The 24417-nt window shown below is 42.7% G+C and carries 18 protein-coding genes and 1 pseudogene; 5 read left to right on the top strand and 14 right to left on the bottom strand.

Annotated elements, in window-relative coordinates:
• Positions 1 to 217 precede the first annotated feature (217 nt).
• Together ACM0OY_RS06150 and ACM0OY_RS06145 are read right to left on the bottom strand one after the other, a co-directional pair.
• Positions 218 to 751 (bottom strand): hypothetical protein, encoded by a 534-nt coding sequence (locus ACM0OY_RS06150; protein ID WP_414567991.1) that lies wholly within the window; start codon positions 749 to 751, stop codon positions 218 to 220.
• A gap of 128 nt (positions 752 to 879) precedes the next feature.
• Positions 880 to 3999, bottom strand: coding sequence for an efflux RND transporter permease subunit (locus ACM0OY_RS06145; RefSeq protein WP_414567990.1), 3120 nt, complete (start codon positions 3997 to 3999; stop codon positions 880 to 882).
• Between the two features lie 720 nt (positions 4000 to 4719).
• Between ACM0OY_RS06145 and ACM0OY_RS06140 the strand changes: the two genes are divergently transcribed.
• The gene (locus ACM0OY_RS06140; RefSeq protein WP_289794633.1) at positions 4720 to 5403 is read left to right on the top strand and encodes a HupE/UreJ family protein; all 684 of its coding nucleotides are present in this window, start codon (positions 4720 to 4722) and stop codon (positions 5401 to 5403) included.
• Positions 5404 to 5571: 168 nt separating this feature from the next.
• On the opposite strand, the gene ACM0OY_RS06135 is transcribed toward ACM0OY_RS06140, so the two are convergent.
• From ACM0OY_RS06135 to ACM0OY_RS06115, 5 genes are all read right to left on the bottom strand, one after another.
• On the bottom strand, positions 5572 to 5754 hold the full coding sequence (locus tag ACM0OY_RS06135; protein ID WP_414567989.1) for a hypothetical protein: 183 nt from the start codon (positions 5752 to 5754) through the stop codon (positions 5572 to 5574).
• A 76-nt stretch (positions 5755 to 5830) separates the two neighbouring features.
• Positions 5831 to 6514, bottom strand: coding sequence for a tetratricopeptide repeat protein (locus ACM0OY_RS06130; RefSeq protein WP_289794634.1), 684 nt, complete (start codon positions 6512 to 6514; stop codon positions 5831 to 5833).
• Between the two features lie 86 nt (positions 6515 to 6600).
• Complete coding sequence (locus ACM0OY_RS06125) at positions 6601 to 7926, bottom strand: Nramp family divalent metal transporter (RefSeq protein ID WP_414567988.1); 1326 nt, start codon at positions 7924 to 7926, stop codon at positions 6601 to 6603.
• 282 nt (positions 7927 to 8208) lie between these two features.
• On the bottom strand, positions 8209 to 8346 hold the full coding sequence (locus ACM0OY_RS06120) for a cation transporter dimerization domain-containing protein (protein ID WP_414567987.1): 138 nt from the start codon (positions 8344 to 8346) through the stop codon (positions 8209 to 8211).
• 371 nt (positions 8347 to 8717) lie between these two features.
• Positions 8718 to 9113 (bottom strand): ArsR/SmtB family transcription factor, encoded by a 396-nt coding sequence (locus ACM0OY_RS06115; RefSeq protein ID WP_289794636.1) that lies wholly within the window; start codon positions 9111 to 9113, stop codon positions 8718 to 8720.
• 129 nt (positions 9114 to 9242) lie between these two features.
• Here ACM0OY_RS06115 and ACM0OY_RS06110 point away from each other — a divergent pair, with 129 nt between their 5' ends.
• The 3 genes from ACM0OY_RS06110 to ACM0OY_RS06100 all read left to right on the top strand — a co-directional run bounded on the left by ACM0OY_RS06110 (position 9243) and on the right by ACM0OY_RS06100 (position 13434).
• On the top strand, positions 9243 to 11717 hold the full coding sequence (locus ACM0OY_RS06110) for a heavy metal translocating P-type ATPase (protein WP_414567986.1): 2475 nt from the start codon (positions 9243 to 9245) through the stop codon (positions 11715 to 11717).
• A gap of 341 nt (positions 11718 to 12058) precedes the next feature.
• The gene (locus ACM0OY_RS06105) at positions 12059 to 12733 is read left to right on the top strand and encodes a cation diffusion facilitator family transporter (protein ID WP_414567985.1); all 675 of its coding nucleotides are present in this window, start codon (positions 12059 to 12061) and stop codon (positions 12731 to 12733) included.
• 83 nt (positions 12734 to 12816) lie between these two features.
• Entirely contained in the window at positions 12817 to 13434 is a 618-nt protein-coding gene (locus ACM0OY_RS06100) for a hypothetical protein (RefSeq protein WP_414567984.1), read from the top strand.
• A gap of 19 nt (positions 13435 to 13453) precedes the next feature.
• Here ACM0OY_RS06100 and sigB read toward each other — a convergent pair whose 3' ends face one another.
• The 3 genes from sigB to ACM0OY_RS06085 all read right to left on the bottom strand — a co-directional run bounded on the left by sigB (position 13454) and on the right by ACM0OY_RS06085 (position 20119).
• Positions 13454 to 14458, bottom strand: a complete 1005-nt coding sequence (gene sigB, locus ACM0OY_RS06095) for a sigma-70 family RNA polymerase sigma factor SigB (RefSeq protein ID WP_069068044.1) — start codon at positions 14456 to 14458, stop codon at positions 13454 to 13456.
• A gap of 520 nt (positions 14459 to 14978) precedes the next feature.
• On the bottom strand, positions 14979 to 18134 hold the full coding sequence (locus ACM0OY_RS06090) for an efflux RND transporter permease subunit (protein WP_414567983.1): 3156 nt from the start codon (positions 18132 to 18134) through the stop codon (positions 14979 to 14981).
• Positions 18135 to 18421: 287 nt separating this feature from the next.
• Positions 18422 to 20119 carry an efflux RND transporter periplasmic adaptor subunit gene (locus ACM0OY_RS06085; protein ID WP_414567982.1) on the bottom strand — a complete coding sequence of 566 codons (1698 nt, stop codon included), beginning with the start codon at positions 20117 to 20119 and terminating at the stop codon, positions 18422 to 18424.
• Between the two features lie 178 nt (positions 20120 to 20297).
• On the opposite strand from ACM0OY_RS06085, the gene ACM0OY_RS06080 reads away from it, so the two are divergent.
• Positions 20298 to 20519 carry a hypothetical protein gene (locus ACM0OY_RS06080; RefSeq protein ID WP_414567981.1) on the top strand — a complete coding sequence of 74 codons (222 nt, stop codon included), beginning with the start codon at positions 20298 to 20300 and terminating at the stop codon, positions 20517 to 20519.
• A gap of 17 nt (positions 20520 to 20536) precedes the next feature.
• Here the strand turns inward: ACM0OY_RS06080 and ACM0OY_RS06075 are convergent.
• From ACM0OY_RS06075 to ACM0OY_RS06060, 4 genes and pseudogenes are all read right to left on the bottom strand, one after another.
• Positions 20537 to 20683: pseudogene (locus ACM0OY_RS06075) on the bottom strand (IS5/IS1182 family transposase); the annotation flags it as partial.
• Between the two features lie 88 nt (positions 20684 to 20771).
• A complete protein-coding gene (locus ACM0OY_RS06070) occupies positions 20772 to 21416 on the bottom strand; it encodes an acetyltransferase (RefSeq protein ID WP_289794644.1) in 645 nt (214 codons plus the stop codon).
• A 177-nt stretch (positions 21417 to 21593) separates the two neighbouring features.
• The gene (locus ACM0OY_RS06065) at positions 21594 to 22919 is read right to left on the bottom strand and encodes a hypothetical protein (RefSeq protein WP_414567980.1); all 1326 of its coding nucleotides are present in this window, start codon (positions 22917 to 22919) and stop codon (positions 21594 to 21596) included.
• A 29-nt stretch (positions 22920 to 22948) separates the two neighbouring features.
• A complete protein-coding gene (locus tag ACM0OY_RS06060; RefSeq protein WP_414567979.1) occupies positions 22949 to 24043 on the bottom strand; it encodes a cysteine synthase family protein in 1095 nt (364 codons plus the stop codon).
• Between the last annotated feature and the right edge of the window lie 374 nt (positions 24044 to 24417).

The raw sequence follows: 24417 nt of genomic DNA, 5'->3' as shown, positions 1-24417 counted from the left end.
ACGTGACGCAAGCACGAACAATCAGTGGCGGGTTTGAATCCCCCACTGATAGCTTCTCTACGAGACGCTGCGCGAACGCTTAGAGCGAGTCTGCGTACTTCTGCCGAGAAGCAAGCTACGGGCAGTGATCGCACCAGAGCGTCAAGATTGCTGAATTCTGTTAGCGCAGCGGGGCGTAGCCCATTCTGAATTCTGCATTCTTCTTCAATTGCTCGGATTATCGTTTAAAGGTAAAGCGGCCATTAAATTTTTCACCTTTTACATCCGTTTGAATAACAACTTTATACTCTCCCGTTGCAGTTGCAGGCAGCTTTGCTGTGTATTGCTTTTCCTCGGTATTATAAGGAACTTGTAGGGTTTTGTTACTGCCATCTGGTAGCTGAACTTGAGCCGTGAGCTTGGCATCAGTAATTGCTTGATCCTGCTCTCCGTGTACGCTTATATCTAAATGAGTAGAATCTTGTTCTATATCTGGTGTGAACTCTAAATGATATTTGCCCGAATTTACAACTTGACTGCTACGCTTCTCTCCACTATTGGAGTGACCACCTTTTTCATCATGGCCATGACCGTCGTTTTCATTATGCGCTTCCCCAGTTTTAGCAACGGGTTCAGTTTTGGCAGCTGTTTCTGTAGTTGCAGTCTTGGTAGCACTTTCCGAGTTAGCAGCTTGATTCCCAGCATTACAAGCACCCAAAAAGATTAATCCGACACTGCTAACAATTACTAAACTGGTCTTCAGAAATTTCATTAATTCAAACTCCTTGATGTTTTGTAAATTAAAAACTAGTGCATCGGCGCGGAAATAAACCTACCATCTGGGATTTGTAAAAAGCTTGTGGTATGACTATTATTTCTTTTGACTTTTGCCTTGTTGTGCTAGGCTCTGGCTTCTCCTGCAATTTCTGGCTGAATAATTGGTTCAGCCTTTCTTGGCACCAAAAATCTACCAAACTGTACATACAAAGCCGGAAGCACTAACAGGGTTAAAGCGGTTGAGGTAAACAATCCACCTAACACTACAACGGCTAGTGGCTGGAGGATTTCTTTTCCAGCTCCACTACCAATTACCAAGGGCCCCATACCCAGAGCAGATGTTAGCGCCGTCATTAAGATAGCAGCCAACCTTTCTACCGACCCTTCCATCAAAGCCTGCCGCAGAGGCTGTCCTTCTGCCATCCTAGAATTGTAGTTCTCAACCAGTAATAGCCCATTCCGTGTAGCAACGCCGAATAAGGTAATAAATCCTACCATCGAAGCTACAGAGAGAATACCGCCAGCTAAGGCGATGGAAATGACTCCACCCACTAATGCTAAAGGCAAGTTTAGCAAGATCATGATGGTGGCAGGAATCGACTTGACAGCAAAGTAAATCAGGACTGCGATCGCAACAAAAGCTAATCCACCAGCCGAAAGTAAAGTTTTTGTCGCTCCTTCTTGTGCTTCAAATTGACCACCGTATTCAATAAAATATCCAGAGGGTAATTGCACCTGTTGCTTAACTCTCTCCCGAATATCCTTAATTACAGAACCTAAATCTCGTCCAGCCACATTGCTGGATACGACAATATAGCGGGAGACATTTTCGCGGTTGATGGTATTGGGGCCTGTACCATAATTGATTTTTGCGACTTGAGCTAAGGGAATTTTTTGTCCGTTGGGTGTATCAACTAGCAAATTACCGATAATTTCAATATTGTTACGGTATTTTTCTTCCAACCAAACCACCATATCAAAGGTCTGTTGTTCCTCCAATACTTGGGAAACGACTCGCCCATTCAGTGCAGTTTCTACTACCTCTGACAATTCGCCAATAGTTAAACCATAGCGGGCTGCTGCATCGCGGTCGAATTGAATTTGTACCTGTTTAATTGGTACTTGCGGTTCAAGTTGCAAATCTACTAGACCCGAAACCTGGCCCATAGCTGATTGTACTTGTTGACCAAGGGTGCGGAGTTGTTCCAAATCGGGGCCAAAAATTTTCACAGCGATCGCACTCCGTACACCTGAGAGTACCTCATCCATCCGATGCGAAATAAACCCGCCGATATTGGGAACGACTCCGGGAATTTTATCAAATTCTTGACGAATCATTTCAATTGTTTTTTCTCGATCTTTTGCCCCCTCCTCGCTGAGTTGAACATCTATTTCCGCCCCGTTTACACCAGCTACCTCAGTATCCCCCACAGCCCGTCCAGAGCGCAGTTGAGCTGTTTCAACCGCAGGATTGTTTTTCAGGGCTTCTTCGATCGCTAACCCTACTTGATTAGTGGCATTCAGAGATTGACCAGGCATTAAAACTGCGGCGATCACCAAAGAGCGGTCTTGGAATTCTGGTAAAAAAACTTGCCCTAAGGAGAGTAATATCATGACTGAAGCCACAAAACTAGCGATTGCACCTGTCAAAATAATCTTGGGGCGACGTAGAGAAAATTTCAAAAACGGGCGATACAGACGGTGAGAAAATCGTTCAACCCAAGTTTCTGTACTTGGTAAACGCCGATTTACTAGCAAAAGGGCACACAGTGCTGGAGTCAATGTCAGTGCTACTAAGGTAGAAGCGCCAATTGACAGCAAATAAGCTATACCCATTGGTGTAAAAATCCGACCTTCCACCCCAGAAAGCGCAAAGATTGGTGCAAAGACGACTGCAATAATAATTGTCGAAAATAACACGCTCACCCGCACCTCCACTGAGCCATTAAAAACAACTTGCAGTGGTGGCACAGGATTGCCTGCTGTCTGGTTTTCTCGCAAACGGCGGTAGACGTTCTCCATATCGACAATTGCATCATCCACCACCGAACCAATCGCAACAACCAGCCCACCCAAAGTCATCGTATTGATGCCTTGTCCCGTCCAATTCAGGATCAACATTCCCAACAATAAAGACACGGGAATCGCGCTCAAGGTAATGATCACCGTGCGCCAATTCATCAGAAATAAAATCAAGATGACACAAACGATGATTGTGCCATCACGCAGAGCTTCTTCAACGTTTTTGAGCGAGGCTTCGATAAAATCTTCCTGACGGAAAGTAGTTGTAATTTTGACATCTTTAGGCAGACCAGCTTGAATTTCCTCCATTGCTGTCTCAGCCGCCTTCGTCACTTTTGGCGTATCTGCTGTTGGCTGTTTGTTGATTGTCAAAATTACCGCTTTTTTACCCGCAAAACTGCCATCGCCGCGTTTGAGTGCTGCACCGATTTGTACATCCGCCACTTGTTCCAACAATACTGGCGTGCCATTTTTGGCTTTAATTACTGATTTCTTCAGCTGTTCAATAGATTCAATCCGCCCTACCCCTCGCACCAAAGTTTCTTGGTCGGGAGTAATTAAAAATCCCCCTGGTGCATTAGCGTTGGCTGCTTGTGCTGCTTTGGTGACATCATCAAGAGAAACATTAAACGCCTTCAGTTTATCGGGGTTTACCAGTACTTGATACTGACGCTCATCCCCACCAAATATGACGACATTACTTACACCAGGGACAGCAAGCAGGCGGTTTTTCACTTGCCAGTTGACAATCCGCCAGACCTCCATCATCGGAGTGGTTTCAGAAGTAAAGGCATATTTGACAGTCCATCCCAAGGGGGAACTAACCGGCAGAACCTCTGGGTTGTCTACACCTTGCGGTAGTTGACTGCGTGCTTGTTGCAACCGTTCTGTCACCAATTGACGAGCGCGATAAATTTCTGTGTCCACGCTAAAAGTCGCTCTCACAGCCGAAAGACCTACAGCTGAGGAAGAACGCAATGCTTCTAGTCCGGGAGTGCCATTAATCAAACTTTCTATCGGTCGAGTAACTAGGGATTCAACCTCCTCTGGGGCAAGTCCTGGGGCTTCGGTCATAATTTCCACTTGGGGTGGAGCAAAGTTGGGAAATACATCCAGTGGCATTTGCGTAAGGCCGAGAAAGCCCCAAACAGATATGAGGATGGAAGCAATAACTACTAGCCAGCGTTGAGCGATCGACCATTTAACAATAGAATTAAGCATTTTTAAATGTTTTAAGGGATGTCTGCTTGCTGTGCAGCTAAGTAAGTTTAAAGATCAAGTACTTTACCTACTCTCCCAAATGAAGATGAAATTGAGATGAAATTTTTAGCTTAAACTTCAAGTTGCCTCACGTCTGTCCCTTCAGGAAGCGTGGGATGAATTTTTGAGCATTGTTACTAAACCATCAACAGTCAATCTAATTCGCAATTGGTAATTCCAATGGGAACCCGGCAGAAGGTTGCAATCACGACTTGGAAGGTAATTTTGGAAGCCTTATGGAACAAGGGCTTTAGAGCCTATACCTGACGCTTGTTTCTACGGAGAAACAGGTTTTCGGGGTGTTTTGAGGACTTAACCCTCCAAATCGTGAACTTATCTCGTTAGCCGTTGCTGGAGAACGTTGCAATATATATTGGGCATAGTTTTTAACCTATTCTCTCTATCTTTGCCGCATATCATATTCCCAAAAAGGATCTTTTTGAAGGGCGGTTAAGAGAATTGATAACTTGCATAATAAAATAGTTAAAAAATATGAATTTATTGCCAATATATTCAGTGCAACCGTACACAATCCGATATTGTCTGAATGCTACATCGGTTCTGGAGGAGTTAGTTACCAGCGTTAACAGGGAGACTTTAATGTTAAACGACTATCACGCTCTGGTTGCTGAGTCACGATGTTTATTGATCTATTTAAACTCTAATATTGGGAGATACACAGTGTTAAAAATCCAGCTTGTTGCTAACTACAAACAAAAATCATCAACGGTAACTTCAACAAAGTTTTACTTAGGAATTGCCTTCTTAACTTGCATAGGACTTTTAAGTGCTGCTCATCCAGCTTTAGCACATCATGCCATTGGTGGTAAAACACCGTCTAATTTCTTTGAAGGGTTTTTGTCTGGGTTAGCCCACCCCGTTATTGGTCTTGACCATTTTGCCTTTGTGGTTGCTATTGGTTTACTTAGTGCTAGACAACAAAATGGATTGTTAATTCCAGTAGCTTTCGTTTTGACAGCTATGGCTGGAACTGGAATTCATATACTGAAATTCGATTTACCCTTAAGTGAGATCGTCATCGCTAGTTCGGTGATTGCTTTTGGTGCAATGTTACTGCTATCGAAAAAACCTAATTGGTTTGTGCTAGCTTTGTTAGGAGCAGTTGCTGGTTTATTTCATGGTTATGCTTACGGTGAGTCCATTGTCGGCGCACAAATGACACCGCTAGTAGCTTACCTAGCAGGCTTCACTTTAATACAATATGGGATTGCTATCGGTGCGTTACTAATTGGTAAAGTTGTAAGCGAAAAATTTGCCAATCAATTCTTAAAGATACTGCAATTTATTGGTTTGGCTATTTGTTCAATAGGAGTTGTTTTCTTGACCACTTCTCTCGTTGGTTAAGAGCAAAGGCTTTAATTAAAATTTTGCAGATTGGTGGGTTATGAATCACGCTAACCCACCTCAATAGATTATAAAAGTTGTGAATTTTTTATAGTATTACTACTTAAAATCTTGATGCCAAACTCAGCAGACACATAACAAATAGAATACACCTAACTTTCCTTACAATCAAAATACTAGTAAACCATTGGTGCTTGACCGCGCAGGACGCGTAGACAATTCATACAATATGGGCAGTCGCAACCAAATAGCTGCATTGCTTTCTTCTTCGGTAAAGTCTAGCATTGCAATTTTCTTATTACATGACTGTGCCGAGTTAACTGTCGATATAGGTGTAGAACGGCGAAACATTAAATCCTTAATTGAATAACCCAACTATTCCGTAAGGTTTGTTGAAAAGTTGGGTTTGACAATTATTTTGAATTACTTAGGGCTGAATCTGCTGAAGGAGAGCTTGTGTTTGCTTATACCGAAGAGTATCTCCTTGCCGTTGAAACAGACTTGCAGCAAGCTGTAAATCAGTAATAGCACTTTTGCGATCGCCTAAAGCATATTCAGAAAGTCCTCGATTGCCGTAGGCATCAGCTAAGTTAGGGTTGATTTGTAGTGCTTGGGTAAAATCTGCGATCGCCAGCTTGTGATTTCCCTGTCTATAATTCAAAAAGCCCCTATTGTAGTAACCATCTACAGACTTCGGATCAATTCTTAGTACTTGGTTAAAGTCGGTAATGGCCGCTTCAATACTTCCTAGTTCCGCATGAGCAGTTCCTCGACCGTTGTAAGCATCTGTATGGTTGGGGTTTAGTCGCAGTGCTTGATCGAAGTCGCTAACGGCTGCTTTAAAATCTCTTAATTGAGACTTTGCTAAACCTCTGAGGCAAAAACCTTCGTAGTATCGGGGATTTAACTGTACTACCCGACTAAAATCTTCTATTGCGCCGTTGAAGTTGCCTTGTTCAAGCTTTTGCACTCCCTGGTTATGGTATTCCTGAAAATTCATCTGTTGGATGCGCGTTGGTGCTTCCTGTGCAGCATGGACAGCAACAGGTATTCCACTCAGTACGCTACTCGTTATTCCCAGAATGGCAACAGCTTTGCGAATATGGTTCATGGCTTGACTTTCTCCTTGATAGATATATCAAGACAGATACACGAGATTTTTCTCAACTAGATCCATCCTAAGCGGTTTCGAGAGATTTAGAGATTGAAACCCAGCCAAATCAAAATACTTTGTAATAGCAACCAAACATTTAACCCGACGATAATAATAGCAACCAGCCAAGCTAGAGATTTGAGCCACAAAGGATTTACAAATTCTCCCATTAAGCGACGGTTACTTGTAAACATCACTAAAGGAATCACTGCAAACGGTAACTGCAAACTGAGGATAACTTGACTTAAAACTATAAGGCGACTTGTACTATGTTCCCCAAAGATAATAATTGTAATCAACGCTGGAATGATAGCAAGCAGACGGGTAACTAAACGCCGTAACCAGGATGGAAGGCGAAATTGTAAAAAGCCTTCCATGACAATCTGCCCAGCCAGGGTTGCAGTTAGTGTCGAACTTTGCCCAGAAGCAAGTAAGGCAATCCCAAAGATGGCGCTAGCAGCACTAACGCCTAATAATGGTGAAAGCAGTTTGTAAGCTTCTTGAATTTCTGCTACATTTTGATTCCCAGAAAAATGAAATGTGGCGGCAGACACAATTAAAATGGCTGAGTTGATAAATAGTGCCAACGATAGAGCAAAAGTTGAATCAATTGTACCAAACTTAATCGCTTCCCATTTTTTTTCAGTATTAGGTTGCCAATCACGAGTTTGCACAATAGAGGAGTGTAAATATAAGTTGTGAGGCATTACTGTTGCGCCTAAAATGCCAATGGCAATGTAGAGCATTTCTGGGTTTTGTAAAATTTCTTTTTTAGGCAGATATCCTAACAAAATTCCGCCCATATCAGGTCGGGAGAAGAGAATTTCCGCTGTAAAACAGATGCCTACGGTTGCTACCAGCATTATTACCAAAGCTTCTGTATAGCGAAAGCCTTTACTTTGCAGGAATAGCAATACCAAGACATCCAGCGCAGTGATGCACACACCCCATAGCAAGGGAATACCGAATAAAAGTTGCAGGGCGATCGCACTTCCCAGTAATTCTGCCAAGTCACAAGCTGCGATCGCAATCTCACACAGTACCCACAAACAAAAGCTCACCCTTGGATTGAAATAGTCTCGACAAGCCTGTGCCAAATCTCGTCCTGTGGCAACACCTAAACGCACACATAGCGATTGCAGTAATATTGCCATCAGGTTCGACAGCAGAATTACTGTCAACAGGGTATAGCCAAACTTAGACCCCCCAGCGATATCTGTTGCCCAGTTGCCAGGGTCCATATATCCGACTGAAACCAGATACCCTGGCCCTGCATAAGCCAACATCTTGGGCCAAAAGCTCTTACTGTTGGGAATTTTAATACTGCGGTGAACTTCAGGGAGACTGGGGCGCTTTTCGGGGCGAGTCATTTATTTTCTAGGGAAATTCTTTCATATTCTTTTCATAATGTCAGAAAATCTGGACTAAACATCAATCTGTAGTGGCAAAATTTTTCCTTCCTTGCGGGGAAGTTGCAATTTAAGCTCTAGTAGGTTCCCTAGCCTTCGGATTCTGCTCAGGCTCAATCCCTACTAATATTAATTGTCCTATCTAAGTTCTGGTCATACCACGATACTGGGTCTTCCAATGGTTCAAGATGGGTAAGGACATAGGTTTCTGGCAGCGATCGCATAATCGTTAGCTCTATCTCCTCACACAGTGCATGATGACCATGACCACTCTCCTGGCACTAAGACGTGGAATGAGACAAATCTACGCGCCCCTGCTACTCGCGTTCTTAGGGCATGGAATTGAATACTCTGCTTTTCATAAGTAGCAAAGATATCCATATTTTTTGCTTTGCCAGCTGGAAGCGATCGCTACTCTCATCCCGCAGATCATGATAAGTCACATTCTCTACGTCACCGTACTTTGCTAATTAGTTGCCATTAAAACCAGTTATAGTAATAAATTATACTAAAATGTTTTAAGTAAAAACGCCAAAATTCAAGTTTTATACACTAGCCCTTTCAAAGTGACCAACGAAGATATGTGTTTCAGTGCTACCATCTTGAATCCTCTGCTCAGATTTTGCGCTTTTTGAAGGTTGAAATCACTAACCTTTGTTCCAAATTTCATCACCTTGAAAGGGCTGGTTTTCTACACTCATCAGCGCTATATGCTTGGTAAGTATTTTTATATACGCCATTGTTGGTTCATTTCACTCATCTAAATGTTCTGCCAAAGAGGAATATAAATTGATGATGTGATTGTCAGCCAAGCTGTAATAAACATTTTTACCTTCTCGACGATAACTGACTAAACGCATCGCTTTTAATAATCGCAATTGATGAGAAACAGCTGATTCCGTCATTTTCATCAATGCAGCTAAATCACAAACACATAATTCTTGGGAGGCCAAAGCTGATATCAGCCGCAGACGATTCGGATCTCCAAGTATTCCAAAGACTTCTGCCATTTGTTTTGCCTTGTCTATAGACAAGATTTGTGTTTGAATTGACCGCACATTATCCAGATGCACCAAATGGGTATCACACTTTGGTACGCCTGCATTCTGAAGCAATACCAACTCTTCTTCGCTTTGGCGCTTGTTCATGGCATTAAGTATAGGCAATGGTTATCACTTTCAATTTTAACTAAAATTCAAGTATTGTACAGTTGAACATCTATTCAATTGTTGTATTAGAATATTAGCAGTTAACTTTTTCGCTTTGGTTGTAATGCCATGACTCAAACTCCTTCCCTCAAAACCCAAACTTTGCAAATTGATGGTATGGACTGCGGAAGCTGCGCCAAGACGATTGAAGTCGGTTTGCAGCAGTTAAATGGTGTTACAGAAGTAAAAGTAAACTTTACGACAGGCAAAGCCAGGGTTTCCTATAACCCAGAAGTCTTGAGTGAAAAGACGATCTATGACCAAATTAGAAGTTTGGGTTATACGGTTGAACAGAGTCATGACCATAACGCCGATGTAACTCCTGTGAAAACGCTACAACTACAAATCGGCGGGATGGATTGTGGCAGTTGTGCCAAGACAATTGAGGCTGGGGTGCAGAAGATAATAGGCGTAAAAGAAGCATCGGTCAGCTTTGCCAGCGAACGATTGCAAGTATCCTATGACCCGCAGCTGATAAATGAGACGGCAATTTATGATCAGATTAAAAGTTTGGGTTATACAGTTGAGGAGGGTGTTGAGGCAAGTTCCCATCATTATACTGATTCTTGCGATGGCGAAACGCCCGCCGTAGGCGATCGTGACTACGAACACCAACACGAAAAGCCAATAAACAAGCAAAAACAAAAGTCAGACCTGGCAAGCTGGAGATTCTGGATTGAAAATCGCCGGGGGCAGAGTGTCATACTTGCAGGTATAGGCTTAGTTTTGGGCTTAATTTCTCAAAATCTAGCGCTACCTATTTGGATAGCACGGGCTTTCTATGGCATCGGCATAGTAATTACTGGCTATCCGATCGCACGGGCTGGTTTGTTTGAATTGCGCTTGCGCCGCGCCGATATGAATCTGCTGATGACGATTTCAGTAATCGGGGCTGTAATTTTAGGGGACTGGTTTGAAGGGGCGCTAGTCGTCTTTTTGTTCACTTTTGGTACAACACTGCAAGTTTTCACCTTTGGTCGCACTCGCAATGCCATTCGCTCCCTGATGGATTTGACTCCGCCCACTGCTACCGTCAAGCGGAATGGTCAGGAGGTGACAGTTTCCGTCGAAAGTATTCAGCTAGGTGAAACTTTGACAATTCGACCAGGAGGGCGTGTGGCGTTGGATGGTGTAGTTGTTTCTGGCGCAAGCGCCATCGATCAGTCTCCAATTACAGGAGAATCAATTCCAGAAGATAAAGCTCCAGGTGATAATGTCTTTGCTGGGACACTGAATCAGACAGGCTTTTTAGAAGTCAAAGTTACTCACACTGCTAGCGATACAACTGTTGCCAAAATTATTAATCTTGTGGAACAAGCTCAAGAAAGCCGCGCACCCTCGCAGCAGTGGGTGGATAAGTTTGCAGAGGTTTACACACCGATAGTCATTTTAGCAGCGATCGCCATTGCTTTAATACCACCGTTGGCATTTGCTCAATCGTTCAACGTCTGGCTTTACCGGGCATTGGTGATGTTAGTAATAGCCTGCCCCTGTGCTTTAGTAATTTCTACTCCTGTCTCGATTGTTAGCGCCATTGGTGCAGCAACTCGTAAGGGCGTTTTGTTCAAAGGGGGTAATGCGCTGGAAACGGCTGGACGTTTGACTACTTTTGCTTTTGATAAAACTGGTACGATTACGCAAGGACTACCCGTTGTACAGAAGGTTTATGACCTTGGCAAGGTAAGCGCAAACATGGTATTACTGATTGCAGCTTCAGTTGAGCAACAGTCTGAGCATCCCCTCTCCAAGGCAATTGTAGCCAAGGCTCACGATCAAGGGATGGAGTTAGAAACACCTATTAACTTTACTGCACTACCTGGGAAAGGGATTCAGGCGAACTTTAAGGAGCAGTTATACTTCATAGGCAATCAACGGTTGTTTTTAGACCAAGGTATTCGCTTATCTGGTGAAGCTGAATATTTGTTAGCTTCTATTGAACAACTCGGTCAAATTCCGGTGCTGGTAGGAACAAATGAAGGGTTATTAGGAGCGATCGCACTTTCTGATGGTATTCGCTTGGAAGCGACGGAAGCCCTGCGACAGTTGAAGCGGGTTGGATTAAAGCGATTAGTAATGCTAACGGGCGATCGTACTGCCGTTGCTAAACAGATTGCCCAGCAAGTTGGAATTACAGAGTACCGGGCAGAATTACTACCCGAAGATAAACTTGAAGAAATTCAACTTCTGCGTCAAACAGGAGTAGTAGGTATGGTTGGAGATGGTATTAACGATGCTCCTGCGCTTGCTGCTGCGGATATTAGTTTTGCAGTTGGTGGAATAGATATTGCTCTGGAGACAGCAGATGTCGTGATCGTAGGAAGTGACCTAAGACGACTTGCTTATGCAGTAGAACTAAGCCGTCGCACTGTATCTGTAATTCAACAGAATGTTGTCTTTTCTTTAGTAACAAAAGGTTTGTTTCTGCTATTAGGAACCTTTGGGTTTGTTGGGTTAGCTGTAGCTGTTTTAGCAGATACAGGGACTTCCTTATTAGTTACTGCAAATGGAATGCGGCTATTTAGAACCAAGGCTGTCAAGGATTAATATTAGCGGACGATGCTGCAAAGCAACCGCTACGCGAACGCCATAATTAAAGATACAGCAGTTTTCGTGTGCATGAAGTACAAATTTACAGGTTGTGAGGCAGGAGGCAGAAAGTTTGTATATTTGATTTTGAGTCCTGCATTTATACTTCACTTACTTGCAAACTGCTGTATATCTATTGCTAAGTCAGATTAGGTAACATACCCAACATGCACAGACAGTAAAACTTTTAGTAGCTTTAAATTGTCTTAGATATTCCATTTTTTACTCTTAAAATATGTTCCATTACTTCAAATTTCCTCAAGCTTCGCATTAGAGGCGTTGAATGCAAAAAAATAATTATGAATTTCACTAACCAAAAGTTGGTACATTACCACTATCCCTACACTAAAGCTGTAGAGAGTACACAAAACTTAGAGTTACTTTGGGTTATTTTAGGGCTGCGAAGTAGCTTATTTTTAATAGAATTAGGAGTTGGACTTTGGGACAGTAGCCTGTCACTTTTAGCAGGTTCGGGACACCTATTCTCTGATGTAGTGACTTTGGGATTGACAGTGTTAGTAGTCTGGTTAACAGAGCGTCAATCTTCGGGTGAAACGAATTTTAAGTACCAGCAAATAGAAGCTTGGGTAGGGTTACTAAATGGGGTGAGTTTAGTAACTTTAGCTGGTTTCATTGCTTTAGAAGCTGTGGAACGTCTTCAAAATCCTCAACCTGTATCAGGCTTACCCATGCTGGCTGTAGCTACCTTGAGCATAGTAATTAACGGCTTAACTATCCAACCATTGCACAAACATAGTCATCATAATTTAAATCTGCGGGGAGTTTTCTTACATGGGATTGCTGATGCTGGCAGTTCTATTGGTGTAATTCTGGCTGCTGGTTGTGTTTATTTTTTTAATTGGCTATGGGCAGATGCAGTAGCTAGTTTACTGGTTGCCTTGTTTTTGAGCATCAGTGCTATTTCTCTAATTCGAGATAGTCTGAGGCAGTTTCAACTTACTTGCAAGCTATGACGTTCGCTTCAGTTTGACACCTTGTCTCTTGACAGAAGCGATCGCTGTAGTTAAGAATTCGACACCAGCTGCCATGCACCACAATGTCACACCAATCAAAGATTAATATAAGCTTGATGGAAGCGGTATTTCTCTCACTGCTTGTCACCCCAGTGTTAGCACATAAAATTCAACTATCGGGGGATGTGGCTGGTACTTGGCACGTTGAACCAAATCACAGTCCCCAAGCAGGAGAAACAGCGAGAGTCTGGGTTGCACTCACCCGCAAGGGAGGGAAAATCTTGCCAGTGTCGGAGGCGAATTGCCAAATGGCTGTCTACTCTCAACCCCGTAAACAGAAAGATTCGCCTGTATTACAGCCTACGGTGCAAGCGATTTCAGTTGAGAGATATCAGGGTATTCCTGGTGCAGATGTTGTTTTTCCTAAAACAGGAGCTTATCAGTTAGAGTTAGCTTGCACTCCCAAAGTCGAAAGTAATTTTAAACCCTTCCAGATGCAGTATGAGGTAATAGTAGCTAGTGGTGTAGCAGCATCGACACCAGCACCAGTTACAAGTTCTCAAAAAACTGAGCAAGAATTACCATCAACTCAGTCAGCCAAGTCTGGGAATCAATGGTTTACTGGAGCTATGGCGATCAGTGTCATTATTGCAGGTTTGGGAACCTTTTGGTGGATGAAGCAAAGGGTGAAAGTCAAATAACTGCTACAAGCGTTCAAAATTAAGGAGCATCAGCCAGATAGCTGTGTGAGTTAACCCCATATCTTCGTAGAAGTGTGAGAGCTTGTTGTTGCACTTGTCGCACTCGTTCCCGACAAATGCCCATACGTTGACTAATCTGTACCAGAGTAAGTTCGTGTTCACCTGCTAAACCAAAGCGCAAGATTAATACTTCCTTTTGCTGGGGAGTCAGCTTTGCTAATAGGTTGTGAATGTCTTGATAGAGTAATTCCCGCTCCGCGTAGCGTTCGGGAGATATTCCATCATCCTCCAGCATATCTTGCAATTGAGTATCCTGCTCAGGCCCAATTCGCATATCTAAGGAAACAGGTTGACGAGCAAACTGCAAACATTCTCGAATCTGACTGGGTTCCAGATTGAGTGCTTGGGCGATTTCAGTCACGTCGGCAGTGTAACCAAGCTTTTGAGATAACTCTCGTTGAACACGCTTAATTTTGTTCAGCTTATCAGCCATGTGAATGGGTAAACGAATGGTGCGGGATTGTTGTGCAATCGCTCGTGTAATTTCCTGACGAATCCACCAGTAAGCATAAGTAGAAAACTTGTATCCAAGAGTTGGATCAAATTTCTCTACCCCTCGTTCTAGCCCCAATGTACCTTCTTGAATTAAGTCTAGAAACTCAACATTGCGTTTTTGGTATTTTTTAGCAATAGACACTACCAGCCGCAGATTAGCCTGAATCATCTTCTGCTTGGCAATTTGTCCTTGACTTAGTTGTTGCAGCAGCACATCTTCTTTCAACTGCATCTTGTCAGCCCATTCTTGCAGAGTGGGTTCACGCTGTAATTTTTCAGATAGTTCTTCCTTCGCAGTAATAATTGCCATCATTTGCTGAACTTGTTTAGCAAAAAAAATTTCTTGCTCATGGGTTAACAGAGGTACACGTCCAATTTGACGAAGATAGATACGCACTGTATCTGCTGTAGATGAAAATTCGTTATTCTTACTCTTAACTTTAGTTAATTGGGATGCTGAGTTAGGCATGAATAGGTTAGCCTCCATTGAATAAATCTTGAATAAACAAATGTTCAAAAAATCATAAATAAATATAAATTAATCGAAAGGATGAAAAGATTGTAAACTTCCTCGTTAGCTCTATCTAAAGTAATTATCGTGACATTTTCCAGAGTTTACTAAAAGGCAGGAGTTAGGAGGCAGGGGGCAGGAGGTTATGAGTATCAATTAAAACTTAGTTCTGGTTTAAAGCCCAGTAAAAAGCAATAATTATACTGAAACTGCTTGCAGCGTTCGCGCAGCGTCTCGCAGAGAAGTATAAAACGTCCTTATTGGAATCTCACTTTTTTAAAGGTGGGTTCCTCCTGGCTTATGCCTCCTGAATAAAATTTAAAAAAGTGTAAAGTTACTCATTAAACAAGAGACATAGTTATCAAAGCTTTTAATATTTTTAATTTTCACAAATCAAAGGAAGGGTGAATATTTTTGGCAGTTTATTGTTTCAGGAGATGAAAGCTGTAAAATTCGCATTTCATCCCTATCCCCAAAATCAATTTTCCAACACAGATTCCGCGACCTTCCCATTTTCCACAACAGTCGCACTTCGCTTAGGTAACAAAAACCTACCAAACTTCGAGTACAAAGCAGGTAAAACCAACAAAGTTAACGCCGTAGAAGTAAACAACCCACCCAACACCACAATCGAAAGAGGTTGCAAAATTTCCTTCCCTGGCCCCACTGAAATTATCAACGGAACTAAACCCAAAGCTGAAGTTAAAGATGTCATCAAAATAGCGTTGAGTCGTTCCATTGACCCAGCAATTAATACTTCTTTTAAAGACATCCCTAACGCAACTTTTGTCGTGTAATTATCTACTAATAATAATCCGTTTCGAGTAGCCACACCAAACAAAGTTACAAACCCCACCAATGAGGCTACAGAAACAACTCCACCTGTAAAAGCTACCGCAATTACTCCACCCACTAATGCAATGGGCAAGTTAATCATAATCATTGCTGTTGAAGCGATTGATTTCACAGAAAGATACATTAGTACTGTAATCACAACAAAGGAAATAGCACCGAAAACCAGAATATTTTGTGAAGCTCGTTCTTCTGCTTCAAATTGACCTCCATATTGGATAAAATAACCTGAAGGAAGTTGAACTTGTGCCTTAACTTTATTTTGAATATCTGTCACTACAGAGCGCAAATCTCTACCTTTAGCATTAGCAGACACCACAATTAAACGCGAAACATTTTCCCGATTGATAGTATTAGGCCCAGTGCCATAGGCAACCGTAGCAACTTTAGCTAAGGGAATTTTATTACCATCAGGGGTATCAACTAACAAATTCTCAATTGTTTGTAGATTTTTGCGATACTGTGGTTGCAACCACACAACCAAATCAAAGCTTTGTTGCTTCTCTAAAACTTGAGAGACTACTCTTCCATTGAGCGCAGTTTCAATAATATTAGATAATTGTCCAATAGTTAAACCGTAGCGAGATGCAGCAACACGGTCAAACTTAATTTGAATTTGTTCAATAGGAATTTGTGGTTCGAGTTGTAAATCTACAATTCCCGGAATAGATTTTATTGCGTCTTCAACTTGCTTTCCAAGCTTGCGAAGTTCTTCCAAGTCGGAACCAAAAATTTTGACCGCGATTTGACTCCTGACCCCAGACAAAATTTCATCAATACGGTGAGCAATAAATCCACCAATATTGGATGCAGCCCCTGGTATTTTGTTAAACTCTTCCCGCAACCATTCTACGGTAGCTCCGCGATTTTTCATTCCTTTGTCACTCAACCCAATATCAAGGTGAGCCAAATTCACAGGTGCAGCATCCGGATCATTGGGGGCGCGTCCGGCGCGTAATTGAATATACTTTAATCTAGGGTCGTCTTTGAGTTTATCTTCCAAAGCAAAAGCAGCACTATTGGTAGCTTCTAAAGATGTACCTGGGTAAAGTGCTAAAGTATTTACCAAAGTTGTTTCTTGGAATTCAGGTAAAAATGCTCGTCCTAAAGTTGGGAAAATTATAATTGCTGCTATCATTCCCGCCGCAGCCACAGTAATAACAATTACCGAATTTCTGATAGCAAAATCGAGAAAAAGGTAATAAATCCTTTTGCAAACTCTTGGTACAAAGGGTTCCCTGACTGACATTTTATTGTGAGGTAATAAAATTGCACATAAAGCCGGACTTACAAGCAGCGCTTCTAAGCTAGAAACTACAACTACCACCAGATAACTAAGACCCATCGGGCCAAAAATCCGACCTTCCACACCAGCAAGGGCAAATATTGGAGAAAAGACGACAATAGTAATTAAAGTTGCCCCAATCAGAGATTCCTGGACTTCCTGTACTCCTTCAAAAACAATTTCCAGTACTGGACTAGGGTTGGGAGAGTATTTATTTTGTCGTAATAAACGAAAAACATTTTCTGCATAGACAATGGCATCATCGATCGCTGTACCAATGGCGATCGCTAATCCTCCCAAAGTCATTGTATTCAGCCCTAAGCCCAAAAAAGATAATACTTGCAATGAAAATATAAAGGTTAGGGCAAAATTCAACAGCACAACTCCAAGAGTCCGCCAATTCATTAAAAAAGGGATGAGGATAACTGCTGCAATGATACTACCTTCCACCAAGGCTGACCTGACATTTTCCACCGAAGTATCGATATAATCTGCTTGGCGGAAGGTTTGATTTACTTTAATTTCTTTCGGTAAACCTGCTTTTAGCTCAGATATTGCGGCTTCAATAGCGCGGGTGACGGTGGGAGTATCAGCTAGGGGTTGTTTATTCACCATCACCACAACAGCATCTTTCCCATTTAAACTACCATCGCCGATTTTCACAGCACCACCAATTTGCACTTGGGCGACATCTCCCAGGCGGACGGGCGTTCCTTGACGGGCGACAATGACGGATTGTTGAAGATCATCAAGGGATTCAATCCGCCCAATTCCCCGAATTAAAGTTTGTTTATCAGGAGTAGTTAAAAAGCCACCAGGAGCATTGACATTTGCCGCCTGTACAGCTTCACTTACCTGTTGTAAAGATACATTAAAAGCTTGTAGTTTGTTGAGGTCTACTAACACTTGATACTGACGCACATCACCGCCATACACAAGTACTTGACTGACACCGGGAACTGCTAAAAGGCGATTCGTCACTTGCCAATCAACAATTCTGCGGACTTCCATGAGGTCGATTTTAGTGGCAGATTGATTATTGCCGTAGCCTTCCACAGTCAAGGCGTACTTTAATACAGTACCGATGGGAGAGCTAGTGGGAGCAATTCGTGGGGTTTCGACTCCTTCTGGTAGCTTGCTTACGGCTTGTTGCAGTCGTTCTTGTATCAACTGGCGGGCTTGAAAGATATCTGTTCCCCAGCCAAAAACAACTCTGACTACAGAAAGTCCGGCTGAAGAAGAGGAACGAACGGTAGTTAAGCCTGGAGTTCCATTAATGGCACTTTCAATTGGTAATGTCACTAAAGATTCGATTTCTTCTGGTGCTAGTCCAGGGGCTGCTGTCTCAATTTCGACTTGGGGAGGTGCAAAGGCTGGAAAAACATCCAGCGGCATTTTGGGGATGGTATTAAAGATGATGACTAATGTGGAAATGAGCGCAGCAATTACTACGAGCCAGCGTCGAGAAATTACCCATCTAGCAACTGTACTAATCATTTGGTTTTTGGTTAAGAAATGACGAAAGGTTTATTTATTCGTGATAAACGAGTAAGTAAATTTAAATATTAGGTGTGGCTGTTGCTAGCATTAAGCCCCAAATCAGCCCAAAGCGAACTATTCCTAAATAGGATATGAACAAACTACATTCTTATACTCTTTACGTCTGGAGCGTGAGATTTATAAACTGTCTGTTCACAATCTAAATAGTCTTGCTGTAGGTTGGTTTGATGTTAGAAAATTTAACAGAACCAAACTTCAGGTATTATCTGCAACTTCGCTAATCACTAACCACCATCTGAATGTCGAGGACGATCATGCTCCTCAAGATTTTTATCAGAAGTAGACAGGGTTGGTTGCTTGTGGTTGTCGAGATAAACCTCTGTTTCATAATTGAACCCGTCGTACTCTAAATTACCTGCTGGTACTAAACGGGTACGACGATTAGACCAGAAAGCACCTCCCATGAAAGCAGCTACTACAAGTGCTACTCCTCCACCTGCTGTTAACCACAAAGGTAGTGGGAAACTGTTAGTTTTAACTTCAGTTTCTTCTGCATGAGAACCACTTTCTTCGTTGTGTTCTTCTTCTGGTTTACTATCACCCCGCAATGATTGAGCGTAAAGTTGGGGTGCACGTTGGGTGACGATCGCATCTCCCTCAAACAAACCCGTCTTCACCTCAACCATGTCCCCAGAGGTTTGACCCAAGGTCACTTCCGCAGATTGGAAAGCATTCCCATTTTGGACGTAGACCATTTTTTTCCCATTCGCATCGACTACAGCCGAGCTAGGAACCGCCAAAATAGGTGCGGATGATTGGTTTGTTAGTACCTCTAATTCGGCGAACATTCCAGGTTTGAGTTGTCCGCCTGGGTTATTTACTTCAGCTTGTACTGAGACAACCCGTGTTTCCCCTTGTACTACCGCACCAATCTGTGTAATCTTTCCAGAAAAGGTACGGTCTGGTAAGCTAGCAACTTTTAGACTTACTCTTTGACCTACTTTTACTTTGTCTAAATCTTTTTCATAAATATTGGCTGTGGCAAAAACCCGACTATCATTGACAATAGTCATGAGTGTGCCACCTGCATCATTAAAAGTTTGACCAAGGGTAACTTGGCGATCGGCAACTTTACCGGAGATGGGAGCAGTCACTGTTACCAATCCCTTGGCGTTAGGACGGTTCCCTATTTGTTGCAGTCTAGTATTATAAGCAGAATCACTAAGACGTAAACGCTCTTGTGCTACTTGAACAGCAGACTCAGCGCGTTTCATTTGGGCTTCGCTTTCAATGATATCTCGTCTGCTGTTGGCTGAGGTGAGTTTGGCTTTTGCTTCCGCTAATTGTGTCTGAGATTCGAGCGCGTTGCGACGTGGTAAAGCGCCTTCATTAGCTAACTGTAAATCCTTATTATATTTTTCTTCAGCAAATGCTACCTGGCTTTGGGCTTGGGCAATGTCGGCGTTAGATATTTGCCAATATCTTTGATAATTTTGTTGAGCTAATCTGGAATCGGCTTGCGCTTGCTGCAAAGAAGCTATAGCTTCCGCTCGTTTTTCTTGGGAACTAACCCGTAACTCTACCAAGTCAGGACTGGTGACAACAGCAAGGGGTTGACCTTTTTTCACTACAGCACCGGGTTCCACCAACAATTCAACCACTTTTGCCCCTGTAATTGGGGTATTTACTTCCACTTTTTGGCTAGGTAAGGTTTCAATTTGTCCAGTGCTTTTAATACCCAAAGCCAGCCGTTGTCGTTTCACTGGCTCGACTTTAATTCCTAGCCTCTGGGCAGTTTCGGCATCAACTTCGACAGAACCACTTGCTTCGCTTCCACCACCCTGAAATGAACTTGCACCGCTATGGTCATGTCCAGCACCAGCTAATACAGCCGTGGGAGTTGTCAGTAATAAAAGGCTCAGGAGTGTGCCGGAAACACAACGAATTACTGTAGGTGGTTGGAGACTGTTAGAGATTCCCATCGCTATTTTGTGTCCTTGAGTTACTATGGTCTGGATTTGTGCTTAGACGTTGGTTGACTTTTTAAGCGGGATTTCGAGAACTGCTTTTGGCAAGCAAGCGGTTTCACTCTTGTAATTTGTTCACGAAGCCAACTTAACCACTTAACTTAATAGTTTTTCACACAGATATGAAATTGGGATGAAATTAGGACAAGAGATTAGCAATGAAGCTCACCCACTAACTTGCAATGCTAATCCAGAAATATCCCCAACAACCACTCCACCAAGTATTTCTGTCACCAAACCACGAGCCGAAAAACTCCTGAAGCGATCGCAATACCCATCAACACTGGAAAAGCAACGAGAAATACGACAAAAAACGCTATTATATCTTTGCTCAAAGAGCATTTGTAGTATTTAATACTTTAAATTACCTCTTAGGATTTCTCGTAAATCTACTTCTACAGGATGCCCAAACCCCTTAGGTGTAGGTAGAAGAGGCTTGAGAATTAACCATTCAGCATCGCTTAAATCGCTTGGGTAGGGTTTGCGATACGGATTCTCAATTGTAGGTAGACGGCTCATCGACAACAACATAACTACACTCGATTTAGCCTATAACCTTAGTCAAGGCAGATTTAGTTCTCTTTAGATTTTGTTTACGAATCAGCTCTTATAACTCGATTTTTCTTATTACTTTAGCCGGGACACCGTATGCCAGGACACCATCAACTAGATCATTGACGACAACCGCACCAGCTCCAATCAGCGTATTTCTACCTATCCGCACATTGTTTATGACTGTCGCTCCAATTCCTACCCAAGTTCCACTTCCCACAGTTACTCTTCCTCCTAAATGAACACCTGGGGAAATATGAACTCCATCTTCTATTACGCACTCATGGTCAACACTCGCACAACTATTAATAATCACATTTTGACCAATCTTTGCTTGAGAATTAACTATTGCTCCTGCTGCTATGACGGCTCCCGCTCCTATAGATACATCAGCAGCAATTGTTGCTTTTGGATGGATAGCATTTGCTAAAGTAAAACCTTTTATCTCAACTAATTGAGATAAATTTAATCGTGCCTGACAATTACCAAATCCAAAAATTATGTACTTAATGCTTTTATTATAAATATCTAATTGTTCCTGTCCCCCAAGAATTGGCGCTCCGCAAAATTTTTCGCCACGACGCTGTGGATTCAGATCGTCAATAAAGCCGACAATTTCATAGTTTTCTTGTAATCGGATTATATCTGCCACTACTAAGGCATGTCCCGAAGCACCCCATACCAACAATTTTGGAAGCATAAAGGTTTATCTAAATAGTTAAGTCTCTTGTCTGTGGAAAACTGTAAATTAGAAATAGGGAGCGATCGCACCTACGCAAACATCTATAACCCATACACCATAGTAGTTTGTCTAGTGCGATCGCTCCTGTATTTGGAATTTCATCATTCAATTCGGCAACGCCATTTTTGCACTGAATTATTGACGTTGCAGTGCGAAAATAAGTACCAGAATTTCACTCACAATTCCGGCAATCATTCCATAGGCTGCTGAAGTAGCTCCACTATGTCCGGTAAAAATGAGACTTCCACATACTATCAAGGTAAGAGCAGCCGCAATTAACGTTGCCAGATTAATGAACCAGTTCTTTGCGCGGTGAATCAAAAGCCCTTGAAATGTATTTTGGAGTGCAAGGAGGAGGGGTAAGCACGAAAGCACTTGTATGACTGGAATTGCTGCTTTTACAAGAGATGGATTATCACCAAAAAACTGGCGAAGCAGCGAGAATCCTTGGCTGGTAAACCCTAGAAAAAACGGTATTGAGGTAAAACCCAAACCGACAAGAACTACGAAAGTAGCAAGTGTCTGCTTTGAAGTCTCTTCATAAGAGGAAATTACTACTTGCTGAACCATTCGTGTACCGTTGGCAATAGAAAGAACCAGTCCCCAGGCAGCAGGCCATACGGCAAGAGCAAGACTACCATCGAATGAGCGAGCAACGAAACTCAAGAGTATTGCCCTCGCACCCCAGATTAGCAGCATTGTTGAGGCAAGGGGAAAATAGTAAAATGTGACACCTTGAAAGGTTTTAGGAAGCTTCTTAATATCCTGGTGTGTCTGCTGGTCAAGAATAGAGGTAATACTAAGACGCGAACAGAACCATGTGACTAGCATTGCTTCAATAAGTATTGCTCCCATCATAGTAATACCCGCAAGCACTGCCCCATCACTTTTAAGATTCACTCCTATTGCCAGGGCTACAATTACCCAAGTAAATCGTGCAACACTTGCCCATCCTACAGGAACACTTTTTCGAGCGCGGATCAGAAGCCCTTGAAAGAATCGTCGCCAAGCAATGACGAACGGCCACAGGAACATCAAAAGAAAGGGAGTTCTGCCTCGTGTGGCGATGAAAGAACTGACTCCAAATACATCAATAAGAAGCCAGTTATATAGAGGCTCCCAGGTGAGTACCAGAAAGATCCCACTGAGGGAGAGTCCTGCAATCATTGTAAACTTCCAAAGCGCCCGCCGAGACGCGTTATAGTTCCCCAGTGCGGTTGAGGCATGAAGGATCATAATAATGGGGCTTTCCAGAAATACAGCAACTGCCTTGACGACACCTACTCCTGCTAAGGTTTCTTGAGGGAATGCAAGGCGACTGAGTGCTGCTGTCTGAAGCGGATCGCCAAGAGTCATGGCTACATCGGACAGAGAAAGAGGGATAAATTGGGTAAGTAGCGTCAGGAGCGATCGCTCTTGAAGTGCGTTCTTACCTTCCTCAAGCTGGGGTGGGGTATTCATGAAATTTTTTAATGCTATCCGATGAGATACTAAAAATACACGGGACTCAGTGAGGCGATCGCCTGATCAAGATGCTCTCCTTCGATCAGTGCAAACCCATGATGGTCAAGCCAATTGGCATCATACACAGTTTCAAGATAGCGATCGCCTCTATCGGGGTTGATCATGAGAATACGTGCATCGGGGCCAAGCTCACGCGCCAGATGCAAACCACCAGCCACAATTGCCCCAGTTGAAGCACCTAGAAGTAATCCCTCACGACGTGCAAGTGCATGGCACACCGAGTAGGCGATCGCTTCAGGCACTACATAAGCACGACTTAGGAGCGAGAGATCGAGATTAGGTGGAAAAAATGATAACCCAATACCTGTCATCTTGTATGGTTTTGCTGGTGTTCCCATAATCACTGACCCCTCCACATCGACACCAACAACTTGCAGTCCAGGAAACCGGGGTAAAAGATAGCGGGCAATTCCCATTATCTGCCCCGCAGTGCTAACACCAACCACCACAGCATCGAGGTCAGAAGGAAAGTGAGCTTCAATCTCACGCGCCGTGTAGTATGAATGTGCCTCAAGATTTAGAGGATTTAAGTGCTGACACGGATACCAAGCATGAGGAATAGTTGCTGCAAGCTCTTTCGCCCGTTTCATTCGTGCCTTTTGCATCGAGCCTGATTCGTCTGCTTCGTGAAGAGGTACATCCACAAGTTCTGCACCGTATGCTGCAAGCATTCGCCGAAACGGTGGAGCAGTTTTTGCATCAACTACAATAATGACTCGATATCCTCGTGCCGCTCCCACCATTGCCAGCCCAACGCCAAAATTGCCTGAACTTGACTCGATAATCGTACCACCAGGTGTAAGAAGTCCCTCCTCCTCCGCACGCGTAACGAGGTAAACCGCATTTTTCTCCTTAATTGATCCTCCAGGATTGCAGCTCTCAAGCTTTAATAAACATTCTGATTCAAGACATACACGAGAGATGTTTCCCAGCCGTACAATCGGTACATTTCCCAGTGCTTGGGTAACATCTACAGAGCCAATCTTTTTGTATCTATTACGATTGTTACATTCAGAGCTAGAAAAGTTCTTGAACGATGAAGATTGGGTGAGATAATTCATATTTAACATCTACTAAAAGAATGAGTAATTTGGCAAAATTACCGTAAGTACTGCTTCATGAACTCGCTCACTCAATAAGGCTTATTTTCTGTTATGCTTACAGCCTAATTTTAGTGAGATTGCAAATAAAGAGGATGTTGTGTATAGCTCTATTGCAATGTCTAATTACATCAGCCACCGTCGTTATTTGTAAATTGGCTTTTGTGCTGTAGCAAATGGTGTGTCAGAATGACAAAATATCACTCTTAGGGAGGAATTTATGTTTAATAAAGTCATTCATTCAAGCCTATTACAAAAAATATAAGTTCTATTCATAGTTGAGTAGAACTTATATTTCTATGTTGAACGCTGACGATGAAAACAGGATGAAATTT

Source organism: Nostoc sp. CCY 9925 (assembly GCF_963920935.1).
In the GTDB taxonomy this organism is placed as follows: domain Bacteria; phylum Cyanobacteriota; class Cyanobacteriia; order Cyanobacteriales; family Nostocaceae; genus Nostoc.
This window is presented reverse-complemented; position numbering and strand designations above follow the sequence as displayed.